Origin of the sequence: Saprospira grandis str. Lewin (assembly GCF_000250635.1) — a bacterium.
Lineage (GTDB): Bacteria > Bacteroidota > Bacteroidia > Chitinophagales > Saprospiraceae > Saprospira > Saprospira grandis.
Map to the genome: position 1 here is coordinate 544290 of NC_016940.1, position 17793 is coordinate 562082.

Sequence of the window (17793 nt, forward strand, 5' to 3'; positions counted from 1 at the left end):
TTTTTTTGGGGCCTCCGCTGCGGCTGCGCCTTGCGGCGCTACGCTTCAGGGCTCGCAGGTCTGCTCGGCCCTGCGGCCTGACGGCCTTGGTCTGCGGCTTCGCCGCCCCCTTGCGCATCGCTAGGCCGCTCAACAACTATGTTTTAGCTGGGCCTTCCGCTTCGGCCACTGAAAAAGGTCCAATTGTTAGCAATAAGTTAAAGCACTAGCCTAATGAACTTATTCAAAGAGTTAAAGAATGACGAGACTGTTTAAAATTTTGTGTATGGGCTAAAAAAGGGGTAAAGATTAGGAGGTTTAATATCAATTTAATTACTTAGAAAAAAAGTACCGCTATGGACAAGAAACAAGAAGAGTTATTAAACCGCCTACTAGGAGATGTGAAGAACATTGAGGAGCTAGACAAGCTAACAGATGACCTCAAAAAACGAGGAATCAAAGTTTGTTAGAAGGAGAAATGTCAGCGCATTTAGGGTATGCTCGTGGCGAAGAAGTCCAAGGAGAAAATCGCAGAAATGGCCATTCTTCAAAGAAGATCAAGACGGAAAGTGGCAAATTACAAATAGAAATACCAAGAGATCGAGAGGGTAAATTTGACCCTGTAACAGTCCCCAAACACAAATCGATGACGGCTAAGCTGGAGAGTGTGATTACACTATTGTATGCTAAAGGTATGAGCCTGTCTGATATAGTAGAGTATATGGATGAAATTTATGGTCAGCAGTACTCTAAGAGTCAAATTACAACCATTACTAATAGCCTCTTAGATAGTATTCGAGAGTGGCAAAATCGGGTTCTTGATGAGAAGTATGCGATTCTTTGGATTGATGGGATTCACTATAAAATTAGAGAGGATGGGCAGATTAAAAGCAAGGTTTGCATGATTGTACTTGGGGTTAATTTAGCAGGCTATCAAGACATTATTGGCATGTATCTCTTTGAAAAAGAGACTGCTGCAAATTGGGCCACAACTTTGAATGACATTAAAACAAGAGGGGTAAAGGATGTTTTATTTATCTGCTCAGACAATCTAGCTGGCTTGGACCAAAGCGTTGAGGCCGTCTTTCCTCAGGCAGCTCATCAAATTTGTGTGGTCCATCAAATTCGCAATTCTATGAAGGTTGTTGAAGCCTCTAATAGAAGAAAAGTGGCCAAAGATATTAAGCTCATTTATACAGCTCCTAATGAAGCTGAGGCCAGAAATCGGCTTCAAGATTTTGAAGAAAAATGGGGTGATCGCTATCCTTACATCATTAAATCTTGGGAGAAAAACTGGGACAATCTCACTGTCTTTTTATACTATCCTCAAGAAATCAGAAAGCTTATTTATACCACAAATATTATTGAAGGCTTTAATGCTGGCCTGAGAAAATATACCAATAACAAACGCTCATTTCCAAATGATGCTGCGGCCATAAAATCTATCTATTTAGCCGCTATGCAAATTCAAAAACGATGGAAGGTCAAACGAGCTGGTTGGACCAAAGTTTTCAGCCAGCTTTGTGTCTGTTTCCCTGACCGGGTCATCTAAATTTTACCACTCGCCTCCTAGTCTCTATTGACCAAATTTTATTCTGATACACAAAATCCTGAACAGTCCCCTGAAAAAGGTCCAATTGTTAGCAATAAGTTAAAGCACTAGCCTAATGAACTTATTCAAAGAGTTAAAGAATGACCTTTTTAGTATGGTTGATGATGCCCCAAACATCATTCACCATAGTTCAGCCGTCGTTGATGATGCCCTAAACATCATTGACCATAGTTCAGCCGTCGTTGATGATGCCCTAAACATCATTGACCATAGTTCAGCCGTCGTTGATGATGCCCCAAACATCATTGACCATGGGACTGTTCGGGACTGTTCAGGGACTGTTCAGGATTTTGTGTATTAGAATAAAATTTGGGCCTTTAGCTTAATGCTCAAAAGCGGGATTCAGCCATTCATCGCCTAGGGACAAGCCCCTAGGCTAATCCAATGGAGTCAGCCCTCTGCGAGGGCCTCAACTATTGGTATACAAGGCCTTGTTCAGTTGTTATCGCAGAGAAGTAGCTTATCCAAAGGCCCTCTTTAGAGGGCTGTCTGAAAAAGCTAGCCTAGGGGCTTGTCCCTAGGTAGCAAAAAGGGGAAACACAAAATTTTAAACAGACTCATTTTGTGTATTAGAATAAAATTTGGGTCTTTAGCTGGCTAGGATTTGGTTAATCCTTGTCTAGAAAGCAGCCCTAATAATAATTCCAATAGCGTTTATTGGGATTATGCAAATACTTAAAGGCTCTATATCGGAGGCCTAGGCTTAGCTTCAGGCTGCTCCAGTCTACCCTTTGCAAAAAGAGTTCGTCTAGCTCGAAGAGCGGGGGACTTAGGGCTTGTTGTTGGCGATCTAGGGCAAAGAGTTGTCGGCGGCGGCTACCTTCTCGGCCAGAGCGGCCCCTGAAGTAGGCAAAATCGCTAAAGAGGGTCCATCTTTTATTGAGGCGATATTGCAGGCTAGCGCCTAGTTCTATGGCTCCGCCCACGGCTGGCGAAAAGCTCCAGCTATAGCGGTCCAATTGTTCGTTTGCGTTGAGTATTCCTCTTTGGGCGTTCCAGCCCCAAAGGACAAAAGCCCCAGCATTTAGGCGGAGTTGAAACTGCAGGCAGTGGCCGCCTTGAAAGCTCAGGCCGGGCATAAAATAAAGGTTGGACCAATCTTGCGCTTTTGCTTCTAATAGGTTATACTGTTTTTTCCAGTTTTCATTTTGCTGGCCCAACTGCATATAGCCAACTTGCAACTGAGGGATCCAGAGGGGGTGTTGGCTAGAGCGGAACTGTATTCTAGCTTCGGTAAAAACGCCATAGTTAGCCCCATCGGCAGCCTCTGCTTGGTCCTTGAGTTGGGCAAAAGGGCCAATAGCCCAGACGGCCCCGGCAGAGAGTGAGTACTCTGCTTTGAGCTGGAGCTTATAGCTTTTAGGGCCAATATTAAAGCGTTTAAACTGAGCAAATAAGGGCCTGTTAATCAAGGAAAAGGAAGCGATAAAAACAAGAAAACTCCATTTGAGCATAAGGCTAAATTTGTATACCAAAAAAATAGGAAAGTACTAGTAAAACTAGGACTTTTGCGGGGGGAAATACCCTGAGATAAGTTATAAAAAATAGCATAAAATAGCTATCTTGCAGACCGCTTAGAATTAAGGTTTCGGAGGCGGCGCAGCCGCCTGGCCTAGCGATGTGCAGCAGTGGCCCGCAGGGCCAGACCGAGGCGCTTTGCGCCGAAGGGCCGAGCGAATAGCGAGCTGCGGAACGTAGCGCCGAGGAGCGAAGCGAGGCGGAGGCCCCAAAACAGCAGCGAGCTGCGGAACGACAACAAGGTCTTTAGACCGCAGTTCGACGACTGAAAGGAGTAACCGCCGACAAGCGAAGCGAGGCGGAGGCCCCAAAAAGGCAGCGAGCTGCAGAACGACAACAAGGTCTTTAGACCGCAGTTCGACGACTGAAAGGAGTAACCGCCGCTACCATATATTTAGCGGTGGCCCCAAAAGAAATAAAAAAATTAGTCTCAAAAGAGCGTTTTAGATATTATGAATCCAGAACAGAAAATTGTCCCTATTAACATTACAGACGAGATGAAGTCGGCTTATATTGACTACTCTATGTCTGTAATTATTTCGAGAGCCCTGCCTGATGTGCGCGATGGTCTCAAGCCAGTTCATCGCCGTGTGTTGTATGGTATGCATGAATTGGGTTTGGTACATAACAAAGCCCATAAGAAATCTGCCCGTATTGTGGGGGAGGTTTTGGGTAAGTACCACCCACATGGCGATAGCTCGGTATATGATACCATGGTGCGTATGGCCCAAGATTGGTCTTTGCGTTACACTTTGGTAGATGGCCAAGGAAACTTTGGTTCTGTAGATGGCGACAGCCCTGCGGCTATGCGTTATACGGAGGCCCGTTTGGCTAAAATCAGTGCGGAGATGTTGGCGGATATTGAAAAAGAAACCGTTGATTATCAGTACAACTTTGATGACACCTTGCAAGAGCCTACCGTTTTGCCCACCCGTATTCCCAACTTGTTGGTGAATGGGGCTTCAGGGATTGCTGTGGGGATGGCGACGAATATGTTGCCTCATAACCTGACAGAGGTTTGCGAGGGCATTATTGCTTATTTGCACAACAAAGAAATTGATGTCGAGGGCTTGATGCAATACATCAAGGGCCCCGATTTTCCTACAGGCGGTACTATATATGGTACGCAGGGGGTACGTCAGGCCTTTGAAACGGGCCGTGGACGTATTACTTTGCGAGGCAAGGCCGAAGTAGAGGAAGTGAATGGTCGCACAGCGATTATTGTGCGGGAAATCCCTTATCAGGTCAATAAGGCCAACCTCATTCAGAAGATTGCGGAACTGGTCAATATGAAAAAGATTGAGGGTATTACGGACATCCGCGATGAGTCGGACCGCAAGGGGATGCGCATTGTGATTATTTTGCGCAGAGATGCCAATGCTCAGGTAGTCTTGAGTAAGCTCTATAAATACTCGGCTCTACAAAGCTTTTTTGGGGTGAACAACATCTGTTTGGTTGATGGTCGCCCTCGTTTGTTGAGTTTGAAAGAATTGATTGTGGAATTTGTGAAGTTCCGCATGCAGGTCATTGAGCGCCGCAGTTTATTTGACCTTAAGAAGAATGAAGCCCGGGCGCATATCTTGATTGGTTTGTTGGCGGCTTTGGACCGTTTGGATGAGGTGATTGCTTTGATTAGAGCCTCTAAGAATGGGGAAGAGGCCCGAGAAGCCTTAATGAACTTTGACTTTTCGCCTAAGGGAGATGCTTTGGATAGCTTCTTGGCTGAATTTCCTTTGGAAGGGGGCAAACTATCTGAGAAGCAGGCCAAGGCTATCTTGGATATGCGTTTGCAGCGCCTTACGGGCTTGGAAAGAGACCGTTTGCAGGAGGAGTTTAAGGGCATCATGGCCGAAATTGAGGACCTTAAAGACATTTTGGCTCGTGCTGAGCGTCGAGAAAGCATCATTGAAGAAGAACTACAGGAAGTGGTGGCCAAATATGGCGATGAGCGCTTGACGGACATCACCCATGCTGCTGGAGAAATCTCTATTGAAGATATGATTAAGAATGAGCGAGTGGTAGTGACCATTTCTCATTTGGGTTATATCAAGCGCACGGCAAGTAGCGAATACCAGACCCAAAGCCGAGGCGGTAGAGGATCTAAGGCGGCGGCTACTCGTGATAAGGACTTTATGGAGCATTTGTTTGTCTCGAACACCCATGACTACTTATTGCTCTTTACGCAAAAAGGGCGTTGTCATTGGAAGCGGGTCTATGAGATTCCAGAAGGGGGCAAAAGCACCAAAGGAAGAGCCATTCAGAACTTTGTGGAGCTGCCAGAAGATGATAAGGTAAAGGCTTATATTGTCTTGAAAGATCTTAAGGATGATGAATTCTTGGATAGCCACTTCTTGACCTTTGCCACCCGCAAGGGCTTGGTGAAGAAAACGCCTTTGCGGGCCTATTCTCGTCCACGTTCGGCCGGGATCAATGCCATTACCTTTAAGGAAGGCGATGAGCTGCTAGAAGTAAAATTGACCAATGGTAAGTCAGAAATTATGTTGGCGGCCAGCAATGGTAAGGCGATTCGCTTCTCGGAAGAAGATGTGCGTTCTATGGGCCGTATGGCTGCGGGCGTAAAAGGCATGAGAATGGAAGAAGGGGTCGAGCTCATTGGCATGATTACCTTTGCCGAAGGCGAAGAGGAGAAAAAGATTGCCAACATCTCTGAAAATGGATTGGGTAAATGTACTGAACTAGAAGAGTACCGCATCCAAAGCCGTGGAGGTAAGGGAATCAAGACCATGCAATTGACCGAGAAAACGGGTAAACTGATTGCCATTAAGGCCGTTACGGACCGAGATGACTTGATGATTATCAACAAATCGGGCTTGACCATTCGCTTTACGGTAGAGCAACTGCCAATCAATGGGCGCTCTACGCAGGGCGTTAAACTCATCAACCTCAAAGGTGGCGATGCCATTGCCGATGTGGCCCTAATTAAGGATGCCGACCGCGGAGAAGAGGAAGATATGGTAGAAGAAGGCGAGGCAAGCAGCGATGAAGCTGCAGCTCCTACAGAAGAGTAGGATGCCTTTGATGGATAAATTATCTAGCGAGTCTCTAAAAGGGGCTCGCTTTTTTTTTAGGGTTGATTATCTTTAAGGCAAAAATGGGCTACGGCATTTTCAAGTATTTATTTTGGCCCCTGGGCCTAATTTACGGTAGCATAGTAGAACTCATTAAATGGGGCTATCGGCAGGGCATCTGGGAACGTCGGCGATTTGAGCGGGCAAGCTTGGTGGTGGGCAACCTCTCTATGGGCGGCACCGGAAAGAGTCCGCATGTAGAATATATTCTACGGCAAATGGGCAGCTACCATCATTTGGCTGTACTGAGTCGAGGCTATGGCCGAAAAAGCAAGGGGCTGCGTTGGTTGAGCTTAAACTCTAGCGCCGAAGAAGTAGGCGATGAACCTTTGCAAATTCATAAGAAGTTTCCTCAGATTCCTTTTGTGGTGGCCGAAAAGCGGACCGAAGGGATGCAGGCCATTTTGCAAAAAGCCCCTATTACCGAGCTCGTCATTTTAGATGATGCCATGCAACACTGGCCTCTAATGGCCGATGCCTACTTATTATTGACCACTTATGCCCAACCTTTTTTTAAGGATGCCCCTATTCCCGCTGGCCGCTTGCGAGAGTTTGCCTTTAATTATAAGCGGGCAAAAATTATTGTTGTTAGTAAGTGTCCGCCAGACTTGAAGGAAGAGGCTGCTCAGCAGTTTTTGAAACAACTGCAGCCCCTCCCCCATCAAAAGGTCTTTTTTTCTTATTTCCGTTATGGACAAACTTATTTGTTGGCAGCCCCCAATGAAAAACAAGACTTAGCGAGCTTTAAGGATGCCCCCATTTTATTATTGACGGGCATTGCCAAACCTGGCCCTTTGGTCCAATATCTAGAGCAGCAAGGACTAAACGTAAAACTAATGGCCTTTGGCGACCACCATTTGTATAGCGAAAAAGATTGGCGAAATATCCAGCAAAGCCTAAAACAACTTGGGCCTAAGGCGCGGCTGCTCACTACCGAAAAAGACAGCATCCGTTTGGCTAGCTGGGCCCAGCAACAGCCCATCTATGTTCTGCCTATTGAGGTAGAAATTGCCTTTGGGCAAGCCGCCGCTTTTCAGCGGGCTATTATTGAGGTGATTTATAAGAAAAAAGGCTATCCCTCTACCTAAAAAGCTAAACCTAAAATACTTCTTGACCAAATAAGCACTGATCTGCGTTTTTAAAAACAAACCCCATAAAAAATCTGCTGACTACCTCTACGCTCAAATCTCTCCTTCAGGAAAATTTTAGGCTTAATTTGGCCCCTTTCTTGAAAAGTTCCTCAAAAAGTAATTTTAATATGAGAATAATGACTTACCGCTGCCTCTTTGTCCTCCTCTTCTCTTGCCTAAGCCTCTCCTCTTTTGCCCAATTAGATGATGAGGTCTATGATAAGGAGGAAGACCGAAAACCGCTGCGAAATAATCGCCCCGGCGACCTCAATGGCGAAAAACAAAATCCTCTAAAAGGCTTTTTTATTGGTAGCTCTGCTGGCCTCGACCTCTGGAATTCTCTTTTCCGTATCGATTTTAGCCCCCATCTCGGCTATCGCATCAGCAGTTTTGCCCACCTTGGCCTAGGTATCAATTATACCTATATGTATGAAATGACGAGCCAGGCAAATATCCACCTCATCGGCCCCAAGGCCTTTCTCCGTATCCGCCCCCTACCCCAATATTGGGAGAGCTTCTACCTGCATGGCGAGCTAGAACAACTCTATGTCCGCGAAAGTAATCCCAATTATACCGGCGGCCCTAATTCGCCCAAATACTTCCAAGATATTCAGCCCCGAGCCAATATCGGCTTTGGCTATACCAGCAATTTTGATAATGGCCTAGGCATTTTTAGTGAGTTCCTTTTCGATATCTATTATCTCCGCAGCGGTACCACTTATGTCAATCCCGTTACCTATCGTGCTGGCTTGCATTATGGTTTTTAGGGGCCTCCGCTGCGGCTTCGCCTTGCGGCGCTACGTTGCGGGGCTCGCAAGCCTGCTCGGCCCTGCGGCCTAAAGGCCTTGGTCTGCGGCTGCGCCGCCCCCCTTCACATCGCTAGGCCTTGGGCGGGCTGCGCCCGCCCCTGGGCCGATCCCCCTTAGCCCCACCCTATTTTGCCCCCAACTTCTTAAAAAGAATTTAAATAGGAACCAAAAGACCCATCTCTTCATTTTTTAGCTTAGATTAAACTATCTTATAGCTGAAATCATCAATTAGACATGATGGATCCCAACTCAATTTATAAAGCATACAAATTCGCCAAAAAAATGTCGAACAACAATGGTAAAGACCGGGCTCAAAAAGCCGAAAGAACTATTCGTGCACACGTTATGTGGTCTATGGGTGCCGGTTTTATCCCCTTCCCCGTTGCTGACTTTCTAGCCGTTGCCGCCGTGCAACTCGATATGATCCGCTCGATCAGCAACATCTATGAAGTAGATTTTAAAGAAACTGAAGGCAAAGCCCTCATTACCTCAATTACCGGCTCTGGCCTCTCTAAAGTAGGCGCAAATGCCCTCATTAAACTGATTCCAGGCGTAGGCTCCGCCCTAGGTGGCGCTTCTATGTCTGTTATGTCAGCCGCCTCAACCTATGCCCTGGGCCAGGTCTTCAAACAACACTTTGAAAGTGGCGGAAACCTCATGGACTTTGATAGCGACCGCTTTAAACGCTACTATAATGAGCAGTTTGAAAAAGGTAAAAAAGTAGCCGAGGATATCCGCAAAGAAGAAAAGACCAAAGAAGAAACCCCCAAAGCAGAAGAAGCCGCCAAGGAAGAATCTGTAGAGGAAAAAGCCCGCACCGTAGAAGTAGAAGTGGAGCTAGAAGCAGAAAAAGAAACCCCCAAAACAACAGAAGCCCCCGCCAATGATGGCAATGAGCTGATTGTCAAAAAACTCAAAGAACTAGCCGAGCTCAAAGAAATGGGCGTGATCGATGAAAATGAGTTTAGAGAAATGAAGGGCCGCCTCATCCAAAATTTCTACAAAGGATAAGACTTGCTTTGTTAAAATACTCAAAAAGTGACGGCCCTCGACTATCTTTTTAGTTTGAGGGCCGTTCTACTAAATGATGGCCCATCCATACAAGATAGATCAACGCCATCTCTTGAATAGTTTGATAGCGCCTTGTTTTCAAAAAGTGAAGACAAGGCTATTTTTTTCTATCCGCTATCCCGTTTCGCTTAATCCACAAAACTTCTTAGTTTGTGGACCAACCAAATTTTAATTATGCCTTCTATTCTTGAACAATACGACCTCCGACAACATGGAAATCTGGACCTGCTGGCCCGACAAGTTGTGGAGGGCTTCATTATCGGCCTGCACAAATCGCCTTTTCATGGCTTTTCTGTAGAATTTGCCGAACATCGCATCTATAATCAAGGCGACTCGACCAAAAATATTGACTGGAAGGTCTATGCCCGAACCGACCGCCTCTATACCAAACAATTTGAAGAGGAAACCAATTTGCGCTGCCAAATTGTTCTCGATATTTCTTCTTCTATGTACTTTCCAGAAGCCCCAAAAGCCAGTAAAACGCCCCATCTGAATAAGTTGGCTTTTTCTGCCTTGGCCGCAGGCTCTTTGGTCCACCTGCTCCAAAAACAAAGAGATGCCTACGGACTTTCGGTCTTTGGAGAAGAGGTAGAACTACATACCCCCTGCAAATCGAGTAGCAAACACCGGCATTTGCTCTTTTCTTATATCGAGCAGTACCTCAGCCAAAAAAGTAGACAAAAAGGGACCAATGCGGCCCAAGCCCTGCATGAAATTGCCGAGCGCATCCACCGCCGCTCTTTGGTGGTCATCTTTAGCGATATGTTTGAAGATGGCGATAGCGAAGAACTGTTTTCGGCCCTGCAGCATTTAAAGTATAACAAACATGAAGTCATCCTTTTTCATGTGGTAGACAAGCGCTACGAATTGGACTTTGAGTTTGAGAACCGCCCCTATCAGTTTATTGATATTGAAACAGGCGAAAAGCTCAAATTGCAGCCCAACCAACTCAAAGACTTTTATAAGCAGCAGGTCAAAAAGTATAAGGAAGCCCTTAAGCTAAAGTGTTTGCAATATAAAATTGACTTTGTAGAGGCAGACATTCAAGAAGACTTTAGACAGGTGCTGCTCCCCTATTTGGTAAAGCGCAGCAAAATGCGCTAAAATTGGTCCTTCTGCGTCCTACAGGCGCGGAGCGCCGCGGCTGAGGGATGGAAAAGGGGGCGGCGAAGCCGCAGACCCAGCAAAATGAGCAAAGCGAATTTTGCGCAGGGCCGAGCAGACCTGCGAGCCCTGACACAGCCCGACCCGAGCGAAGCGAGTGGGCAGCCCCAAAAGATTAGTCATCTTACCCTAAAAAATAATCATCTATGTATAAATATTGGCTTCCCCTGCTTGTTTTGGCCCTTTTGAGCCTGCAAGCCTGTAGCTATACCGAGCGGATAAAAGACGGCAGTACCGCCTATGAACGCAAGCAGTTTTCGGTGGCAATTCCGATGCTGCAAAAAGAATTTAAGAAGGCCAAAGAGAACAGAATCAAGGGCCAAAAGGCCTATGAATTGGCCGAATCTTACCGCCGCACCCACCAATATAAAGAGGCCGCCAATTGGTATGCCGAGGCCAGCCAACTGCGCTATGCCAATGATGCCGCCCTGCAGCAGGCCAAAATGTTGCAGCAGGCCGAGGACTATGAGCTGGCGATTCAGGCCTACCGAACAGCGGGCCGAGATGCCGGCGATGCCAACCGCTATTTGGAATATATTCAGGCCTGTCGACAGGCCAAACAGTGGCTCGCCCTGGCCGATAGTAGCGTTTTTAGCATCGAAAATTTGCCTTTTAATACAGATGCTACCGATTTTTCTCCAGCCCTACAAAATGAAAACACCCTTGTTTTTTCTTCGGACCGAGAAGAGTCTGAGGGCAAAAAAAATTATAAATGGACCAACAAAAAGTTTTTTGACTTTTATAGTTTGGACCTCAAAACGGATAGCCTCAAGCGCCTAGAAGTCAGCAATTGGGACCCCGATTTTCATCAGGGCAATCTCGTTTTTTCTGCCGATGGTCAATGGGCCTTTTTTACCGAATGTGGATCGGATAAAAAGGAAGGCGTTGATTTTTGCCGCCTAATGATGGCCGAAAAAGCAGGCAGTAGCTGGTCTAAGGCCAAGGAAATTCGCCTAGGCGGAAAATTTGTCAATTATATGCACCCTTGCATTGATCCCCAAGGCCGTTGGCTCATTTTTGCCGCCAATGATAAAAAAGGATTTGGAGGCTATGATTTATATATTTCGCTTTGGGTGAGCAGCGAAGAACGCTGGTCGGAGCCCCAAAATATGGGCAACGAAATCAATACGCAGGGCAATGAGGTTTTTCCCGCCCTAGATACCGACACCCTTTATTTTGCTTCGGATGGACATGCGGGCATGGGCGGATTGGATATTTTTAAAGCCCCTCGCCTTTTGGACCGCTGGGTGAAGCCCCAAAACCTCAAGGCCCCGATCAATTCGGGAGCCGATGATTTTGGCCTAATCGTTAACCCTTATGCCGAGAAAGAAGATAGCATTATTCGTAAGGGCTATTTTAGCTCCAACCGCAATACTGGTCGAGGTTCTGACGATATTTATGCCTTTACAGAAGCCTTGCCCAAAGAGCCTATTGAAAGCGATACCTTAGAAGAAAAGGAATTTCAGCTCTTGCTAGCGGGCATGGTCAAAGAAGTGATTCCCGCCGATAGCCTCAATGGCGAAGCCGCCCAAGAAAATCCCCTTATGGGCGCTAGCGTTCGAATTTCTACCCAAGATACCGTTTGGATTATGGGCTCGGATGTAGATGGGAGTTTCTTTAGCCAATTGGATACGAATGAAACCTACTTTTTTCAGACGACCAAAGCGGGTTATTTTACTGCTTTAGACACCCTTTCGACCTTCAATTTGAATATTCCAGCCGATACCAATCAATGGACCTTGGCCATTCAGATTGAGTTGGCGCCCTTTGAAAAGGGAAAAGAAATTGTGCTTGAAAATGTCTATTTTGATTACAACAAATGGGACATTCGGCCAGATGCGGCCGCAGAGCTCAATAAATTGGTTCGTTTGCTCAATGAAAACCCTGATTTGAATATTGAGATGGGTTCGCATACCGATTGTCGGGGACGAGAGAGCTACAACCAGAGTTTATCGCAAAAGCGGGCCGAATCGACCATGCAATATTTGATTCAGGCGGGCATTTCGGACAGCCGGCTACAGGCCAAGGGCTACGGAGAATCTAGCCCAGCCGCTAGCTGCGACTGCAACAGTTGTACGGAAGAAGAGCATCAGCGAAACCGCCGAACCAGCTTTGTAATTTTAGACTAGCATGAGACTACTTTTTATCAGTTTTATTTTGGGCCTGAGCGTTTGCTTGCAGGCCCAAAATTTTCCAGTTCGGCCCGCCAATTATAGGGCCGTTAATGATTTTGCGGAGATGATTGATGCGGCTTCGGCGGCAGAGATAGAGCAAGAGCTCCAAGCGTTTAATGATACCGCTGGGGTGCAAATTGCGCTGATTACGGTCCAAAATCTGAACGGCTGGAGCATTGAGCAATATGGCCAACAATTGGCCGAAAAATGGGGCATTGGCCATGCCGAAACAAACCAAGGACTGCTTTTGCTTTTGGCCAAAGAGGAGCGAAAGGTCCGTTTTGAGGTGGGTTATGGTTTGGAGGAGCGCCTGCCCGATTTATACTGCCAAGAAGTCATTGACCAAATTTTAATACCCGCTTTCAAGCAAGGACAATTCGGCGAGGGTTGTTTGCAAGGCCTGCAGATGGTCCAATTGCAATTGCAGGGGTTGCCCAATGAAATTAGCGCAGAGCGCAGCCTTTCGGCCCAGGCCTTCATTGCCGAAAACAAGGCCTTTGATTGGGTGGTATACAGCTTTTTGATTGTCGTTTTTTTATCGGCCCTTTATGAAGGACTAACCATTCGCCCCTATCCTTGGATTAACTTTTTCATGGCCCTTTTGGGCGCCCCCATTTACCTTTTTATGGTGGTGGGGCTTTGTTTTTTGCCCGTCTATCTGATTGCCAGCAAAAGCTTTGCTTATACCCCCACTTTAGTCTGGACCCAATTCGGTATTTACTTGGCCCTCCTCCTCTTTTGGGCCATCTATTGGCGGGGACAATTTGCCGAAATGACCAAGGATAGCTTCAAGGGCGGTGGTGGCGGTGGCAGTGGCCGCTATAGCAGCAGCGGCTATAGTTCCTACTCAGGCTCTTCTTCCTCTAGCTATAGCTCCTCCAGTTCCTCTTCTTCTTGGGGGGGCGGCAGTTTTGGGGGCGGTGGCGCCTCTGGAGGCTGGTAGACTACTTTTTGCTAGCAAAACCAAAAAACCAACAACAGAATATATAAAATAACTGCAAGGGAATTCTAAAATAGAGATAGGATAATCCAGGCCCATCAAAACTAGCCGTTTGATAATTCACAGTCTGCAAGGCCGCATAAATATTCGCAGGCAAAATTAAGATCAAAAATATAATGAGCAATAGGGCCGTCAGTCGCTGAACGGCCCTTATTTGTAGGCCTATGGCTGCTAAAATTTCTATTATTCCCGTCAGATATACCCAGAAAAATGGATAGGGAATATAGCTAGCTAACATCAGGGCCATGCCCTCGCTAAAGACAAAATGCGCCACAGCCGTAAACAGAAACATGGCCGAAAGCGCCCAGCGCCCAGCCACAAAATAAGCCAAAGGCTGCTTTCTCCACTTTTGAATAAACAGCAGCAATAAAAAGACAGAAACTAAGAGTATAAGCGGTTTCATAAGTCGTATTTTGATTCGACTCAAAAGTACGCGCCCAAGACCAATAATAAAATGAACCTCGGTTAAGAAAAACGCCCTAAAGGCTGATCCGCTTCCTAATTCGACTCAATGCCTGTGGACTCACCCCAATATAAGAGGCAATATATTTCAAGGGAATCTGCCGAATCAACTCTGGCCGCTGCTCAAATAAATCCAAATACCGCTGCTCGGCCGTCCTAGTCAACAAGGCAATTTCTCGCTTTTGCTTGAGCAAAAACAACTCTTCCGCCATTTTCCGCCCAATCAAATTCCCTATCTCCGTTTGCGCATAAATCAACTGCAAATCCGCATAACTGATGCGCCAAAGCTTGGCCGCCCGAACTACTTCTACCGAAAAAAGACTGGGCTTTTGCTCCAAAAAAGAATCATAGACCGAAATAAAATCTCCCGCAAACACAAAGCCCAAGGTCAATTCTTTTTCGCCCAAAGGCAAATACAAACGCAAAATCCCCGCTTCCACATAAGAAAGATAGCCCTCTCTTTTGCCCGCCGCCAAAACCAACTCCTTCCGATCAAAATTTTGCCGTAGCAACTTGGCCGAAAAAAGCGCCCAATCCATTTCCGATATCCCATATTTTTCTCGATACAACTGATGTAGCTCTTCACACATATCCTAAGTTTTTTAATTTTTTTTGGGGCCTCCCGCCTAGGGCGGGCGCTACGTTGCGCAGCTCGCTATTCGCTCGGCCCTTCGCCAGCAAAGCTGGCTCGGTCTGGCCCTGCGGGCCACTGCTGCACATCGCTAGGCCGATTTGGCCTTCGGCCACCCCTAGGGCCAAGGCCCTAGGCTATAGAGTCATCGCCATCCCCTCCTGCGAGGGGATTTTCTATTTAGCCAGCCTCTAATTTTATTGACGAAGTAAGAGAATCACAGAAAAAGCCCTCTTTATTGCTGTGGGTTGAACCAAAAAAATTGGCTGAGGCCTTTAGGCTGCAGTAATAGGATTTCAATCCTCAATTGTTAGGGAGTTGTTAAAAACAAAAATAATGTAACAAAATCAAAAAGGGCAAAAGTTATGTCTGAAACATAACTAGCTTACTAAAAAACATAACCAGCTAGGTCCGGAACATAACTGGCCTACTAAAAAACATAACCAGCTAGGTCTGAAACATAATTGGCCTACTAAAAAACATAACCAGCTATGTCTGGAACATAACTGGCTTACTAAAAAACATAACTAGCTAGGTCGGGAACATAACTCGCTTACTAAAAAACATAACTAGCTAGGTCGGGAACATAAGTAGTTAAATGATTTAGATAGCTAGTGAAGGGAGCTGCGACATAATTTAAGCGGAGGGCTTGGTTCGCTAGAAAAATTTGTACCTTTGGCCAGCAAATATATATATCCGCAGCTATGATTATTTATAAGACGAAAGAACAAATAGAATTGGTCCGCAAAAGTGCCCTTTTGGTGTCTAAGACCTTAGGGATGTTGGCCAGTGAGATTAAGCCTGGGGTAACGCCTAAGCATTTGGACCAATTGGCCGAGGCTTTTATCCGTGATAATGGTGGAAAACCTGGCTTTTTGGGCCTTTATGGTTGTCCGAGCACCTTATTGACCTCTGTAAATGAGCAGGTAGTGCATGGTTTGCCTACTGATCGTCCTTTAGAAAATGGGGACATCATTGCGGTAGACTGTGGGGTATTGATGAATGGTTTTTATGGAGACCATGCCTATACTTTTCCCGTAGGCGATATTTCTGATGATCGTCAGCGGTTGTTGGATACTACTTTGGAGTGTTTATATAGAGGCATTGAGCAAACTTGCAAGGGCAAACGCATTGGCGATATTGGTCATGCGATTCAGTCTTTGGCAGAAGAAAGAGGTTATGGTGTTGTTCGTGAATTGGTGGGACATGGATTGGGCAAAAAGATGCATGAGGACCCGCAGGTTCCGAATTATGGCCGGCAGGGACATGGCAAAAAAATCAAAGAGGGTTTGGTGATTGCCATTGAGCCGATGATTAACATGGGGACGCATAAGGTGCATACCTTGGCAGATAACTGGACCATTTCTACAATTGATGGGCAGCCTTCTGCTCATTTTGAGCATAATGTGGCTGTAGTTAATGGAAAGCCTGAGATTCTATCTACCTTTGATTATGTAGAAGAAGTATTGGGAGAAAGAGCGGCCCTAAAGCACAACAAAGTACTTTAGTAGCTGTTTAGAGAAGAACTCATTAGCCTAAGCGCTCCAACTTTGCTTAAAGTTGGAGCGTTTTACATAAGTAGTTATTAAATAAGGGGTTGGGCTATGTTTGTCGGCTTTTGGTCAAAAAAAGCGGGAGATTGAGCTAAATAAAGTAGGCAGAGGCCCCAAAAGCCCAAGCCTTTTTCTATTTTTGTGGTCCTATTTCTTTGCGAATAGCAGGCGGCGAAGCCGCCGCAGGCTGAGGGATGGACAGCAGTGGCCGCAGGCCAGACCTAGGGCTTTTGAAGCGAAGCGAAAAAGCCCGCAGGGCCGAGCGAAGAGCGAGCTGCGAAACAGCCCGACCCGACCAAAGGGAGGGGCAGCCCCAAAAAGAAAACAACAGCAACAACAACAATACAAATTTACGCTTATGCCATCGATTTCACAGAGAGGTCAGTATACGCCGGCCTCGCCAATACGGAAATTGGTTCCCTTTGCGACAAGGGCTAAAAACCGTGGGGTAAAAGTTTATCATTTGAACATTGGGCAACCTGATATTGTAACGCCAGACATTGGTTGGAATGCGATTAAGGAGGCTGATATGAAGGTTTTGGAGTATAGTCATTCTGCGGGCATGGAGTCTTATCGGCTCAAGTTGGTAGAATTTTATACTCGTTATGGGATTCAGCTTACGCATAACGACATCATTGTGACCAATGGAGGTTCTGAGGCCTTGATGTTTGGGATGATGGCTTGTTTGGATGCGGGAGATGAGATTATTGTGCCCGAGCCTTTTTATGCCAACTACAATGGATTTGCGCAGAGTTTGGGCATCAACATTCGGCCAATTACCTCTAGTATTGAAGATGGTTTTGCCTTGCCCCCGATTGAGTCTTTTGAGGCCTTGATCACGCCGCATACCAAAGCGATTTTGATTTGTAATCCGGCTAATCCCACGGGTTATTTGTATAGCGCTGCTGAATTGGAGGCCTTGGGGGAAATGGTCAAAAAATATGATCTCTATTTGTTTTCGGATGAAGTATATAGAGATTTCTGTTATGATGGCCGCAAGCATTTGTCGGTTTTGGCGATTCCTGGATTGGAAGAGCATACGATCATGTTTGATTCTATTTCTAAGCGCTATAGTGCTTGTGGGGCTAGAATTGGCTTGATGGTGACTAGAAACAAAGCGGTATTGGAAACGGCCATGAAATTTGCGCAGGCTCGTTTGAGTCCGTCTACATTGGGGCAGATTATGGGCGAAGCCTTTATTGATGCCGATATGGATTATTTGGATCAGGTGCGCATTGAGTACGACAAGCGTCGGCAATTGGTTTTGGCTCGGTTGAGAGCGATGGAGGGTGTAGTTGCGCCCACGCCCAACGGTGCCTTTTATTTATTGGCCCAGCTCCCTGTGGATGATACCGACAACTTTTGTCAGTGGTTGTTACAGTCTTTTCAACTAGATGGAGAAACGGTCATGTTGGCGCCTGGCTCTGGCTTTTATGCCACTTTGGGCTTTGGCAAACAAGAAGTTCGGATTGCCTACGTTTTGAATGAGGTGGATTTGAACAAGGCCCTAGATTGTCTAGAAGAAGCCTTAAAACTTTATCCTGGCCGGACGATTAACAATAATCAACTAACGAATCATCGTTAATATAGAACAACTACGC

Annotated in this window: 13 protein-coding genes and 1 pseudogene; 11 read left to right on the forward strand and 3 right to left on the reverse strand. The window is 46.1% G+C overall.

Annotated elements, in window-relative coordinates; genetic code table 11:
* The first annotated feature begins 335 nt into the window (after window positions 1-335).
* Window positions 336-1531: pseudogene (locus tag SGRA_RS02280) on the forward strand (IS256 family transposase).
* 115 nt (window positions 1532-1646) lie between these two features.
* Window positions 1647-1892: a hypothetical protein gene (locus tag SGRA_RS02285; RefSeq protein ID WP_014373518.1), complete on the forward strand. Its 246-nt coding sequence runs from the start codon at window positions 1647-1649 to the stop codon at window positions 1890-1892.
* Between the two features lie 331 nt (window positions 1893-2223).
* On the opposite strand, the gene SGRA_RS02290 is transcribed toward SGRA_RS02285, so the two are convergent.
* The gene (locus SGRA_RS02290) at window positions 2224-3045 is read right to left on the reverse strand and encodes an autotransporter protein (RefSeq protein ID WP_014373519.1); all 822 of its coding nucleotides are present in this window, start codon (window positions 3043-3045) and stop codon (window positions 2224-2226) included.
* Between the two features lie 516 nt (window positions 3046-3561).
* Between SGRA_RS02290 and gyrA the strand changes: the two genes are divergently transcribed.
* The 7 genes from gyrA (at window position 3562) to SGRA_RS02325 (ending at window position 13489) form a co-directional block, all read left to right on the forward strand.
* A complete protein-coding gene (gene gyrA / locus SGRA_RS02295; protein ID WP_014373520.1) occupies window positions 3562-6138 on the forward strand; it encodes a DNA gyrase subunit A in 2577 nt (858 codons plus the stop codon).
* An 83-nt stretch (window positions 6139-6221) separates the two neighbouring features.
* Window positions 6222-7286 (forward strand): tetraacyldisaccharide 4'-kinase, encoded by a 1065-nt coding sequence (gene lpxK, locus SGRA_RS02300; protein ID WP_041329447.1) that lies wholly within the window; start codon window positions 6222-6224, stop codon window positions 7284-7286.
* A gap of 170 nt (window positions 7287-7456) precedes the next feature.
* The gene (locus tag SGRA_RS02305) at window positions 7457-8095 is read left to right on the forward strand and encodes a hypothetical protein (RefSeq protein ID WP_041329448.1); all 639 of its coding nucleotides are present in this window, start codon (window positions 7457-7459) and stop codon (window positions 8093-8095) included.
* 324 nt (window positions 8096-8419) lie between these two features.
* Window positions 8420-9148, forward strand: coding sequence for a DUF697 domain-containing protein (locus SGRA_RS02310; protein ID WP_014373524.1), 729 nt, complete (start codon window positions 8420-8422; stop codon window positions 9146-9148).
* Window positions 9149-9382: 234 nt separating this feature from the next.
* Entirely contained in the window at window positions 9383-10312 is a 930-nt protein-coding gene (locus SGRA_RS02315; RefSeq protein ID WP_041329814.1) for a DUF58 domain-containing protein, read from the forward strand.
* A 206-nt stretch (window positions 10313-10518) separates the two neighbouring features.
* Window positions 10519-12501 (forward strand): OmpA family protein, encoded by a 1983-nt coding sequence (locus SGRA_RS02320; RefSeq protein ID WP_014373526.1) that lies wholly within the window; start codon window positions 10519-10521, stop codon window positions 12499-12501.
* Between the two features lies 1 nt (window position 12502).
* A complete protein-coding gene (locus tag SGRA_RS02325; RefSeq protein ID WP_014373527.1) occupies window positions 12503-13489 on the forward strand; it encodes a TPM domain-containing protein in 987 nt (328 codons plus the stop codon).
* Between the two features lies 1 nt (window position 13490).
* On the opposite strand, the gene SGRA_RS02330 is transcribed toward SGRA_RS02325, so the two are convergent.
* Together SGRA_RS02330 and SGRA_RS02335 are read right to left on the reverse strand one after the other, a co-directional pair.
* Complete coding sequence (locus SGRA_RS02330; protein ID WP_014373528.1) at window positions 13491-13949, reverse strand: DoxX family protein; 459 nt, start codon at window positions 13947-13949, stop codon at window positions 13491-13493.
* A gap of 76 nt (window positions 13950-14025) precedes the next feature.
* Complete coding sequence (locus tag SGRA_RS02335) at window positions 14026-14598, reverse strand: Crp/Fnr family transcriptional regulator (RefSeq protein ID WP_014373529.1); 573 nt, start codon at window positions 14596-14598, stop codon at window positions 14026-14028.
* A gap of 745 nt (window positions 14599-15343) precedes the next feature.
* Between SGRA_RS02335 and map the strand changes: the two genes are divergently transcribed.
* Entirely contained in the window at window positions 15344-16147 is an 804-nt protein-coding gene (gene map, locus SGRA_RS02340) for a type I methionyl aminopeptidase (RefSeq protein WP_014373531.1), read from the forward strand.
* A 403-nt stretch (window positions 16148-16550) separates the two neighbouring features.
* Entirely contained in the window at window positions 16551-17777 is a 1227-nt protein-coding gene (locus SGRA_RS02345) for a pyridoxal phosphate-dependent aminotransferase (RefSeq protein WP_041329815.1), read from the forward strand.
* The last annotated feature ends 16 nt before the right edge of the window (window positions 17778-17793 follow it).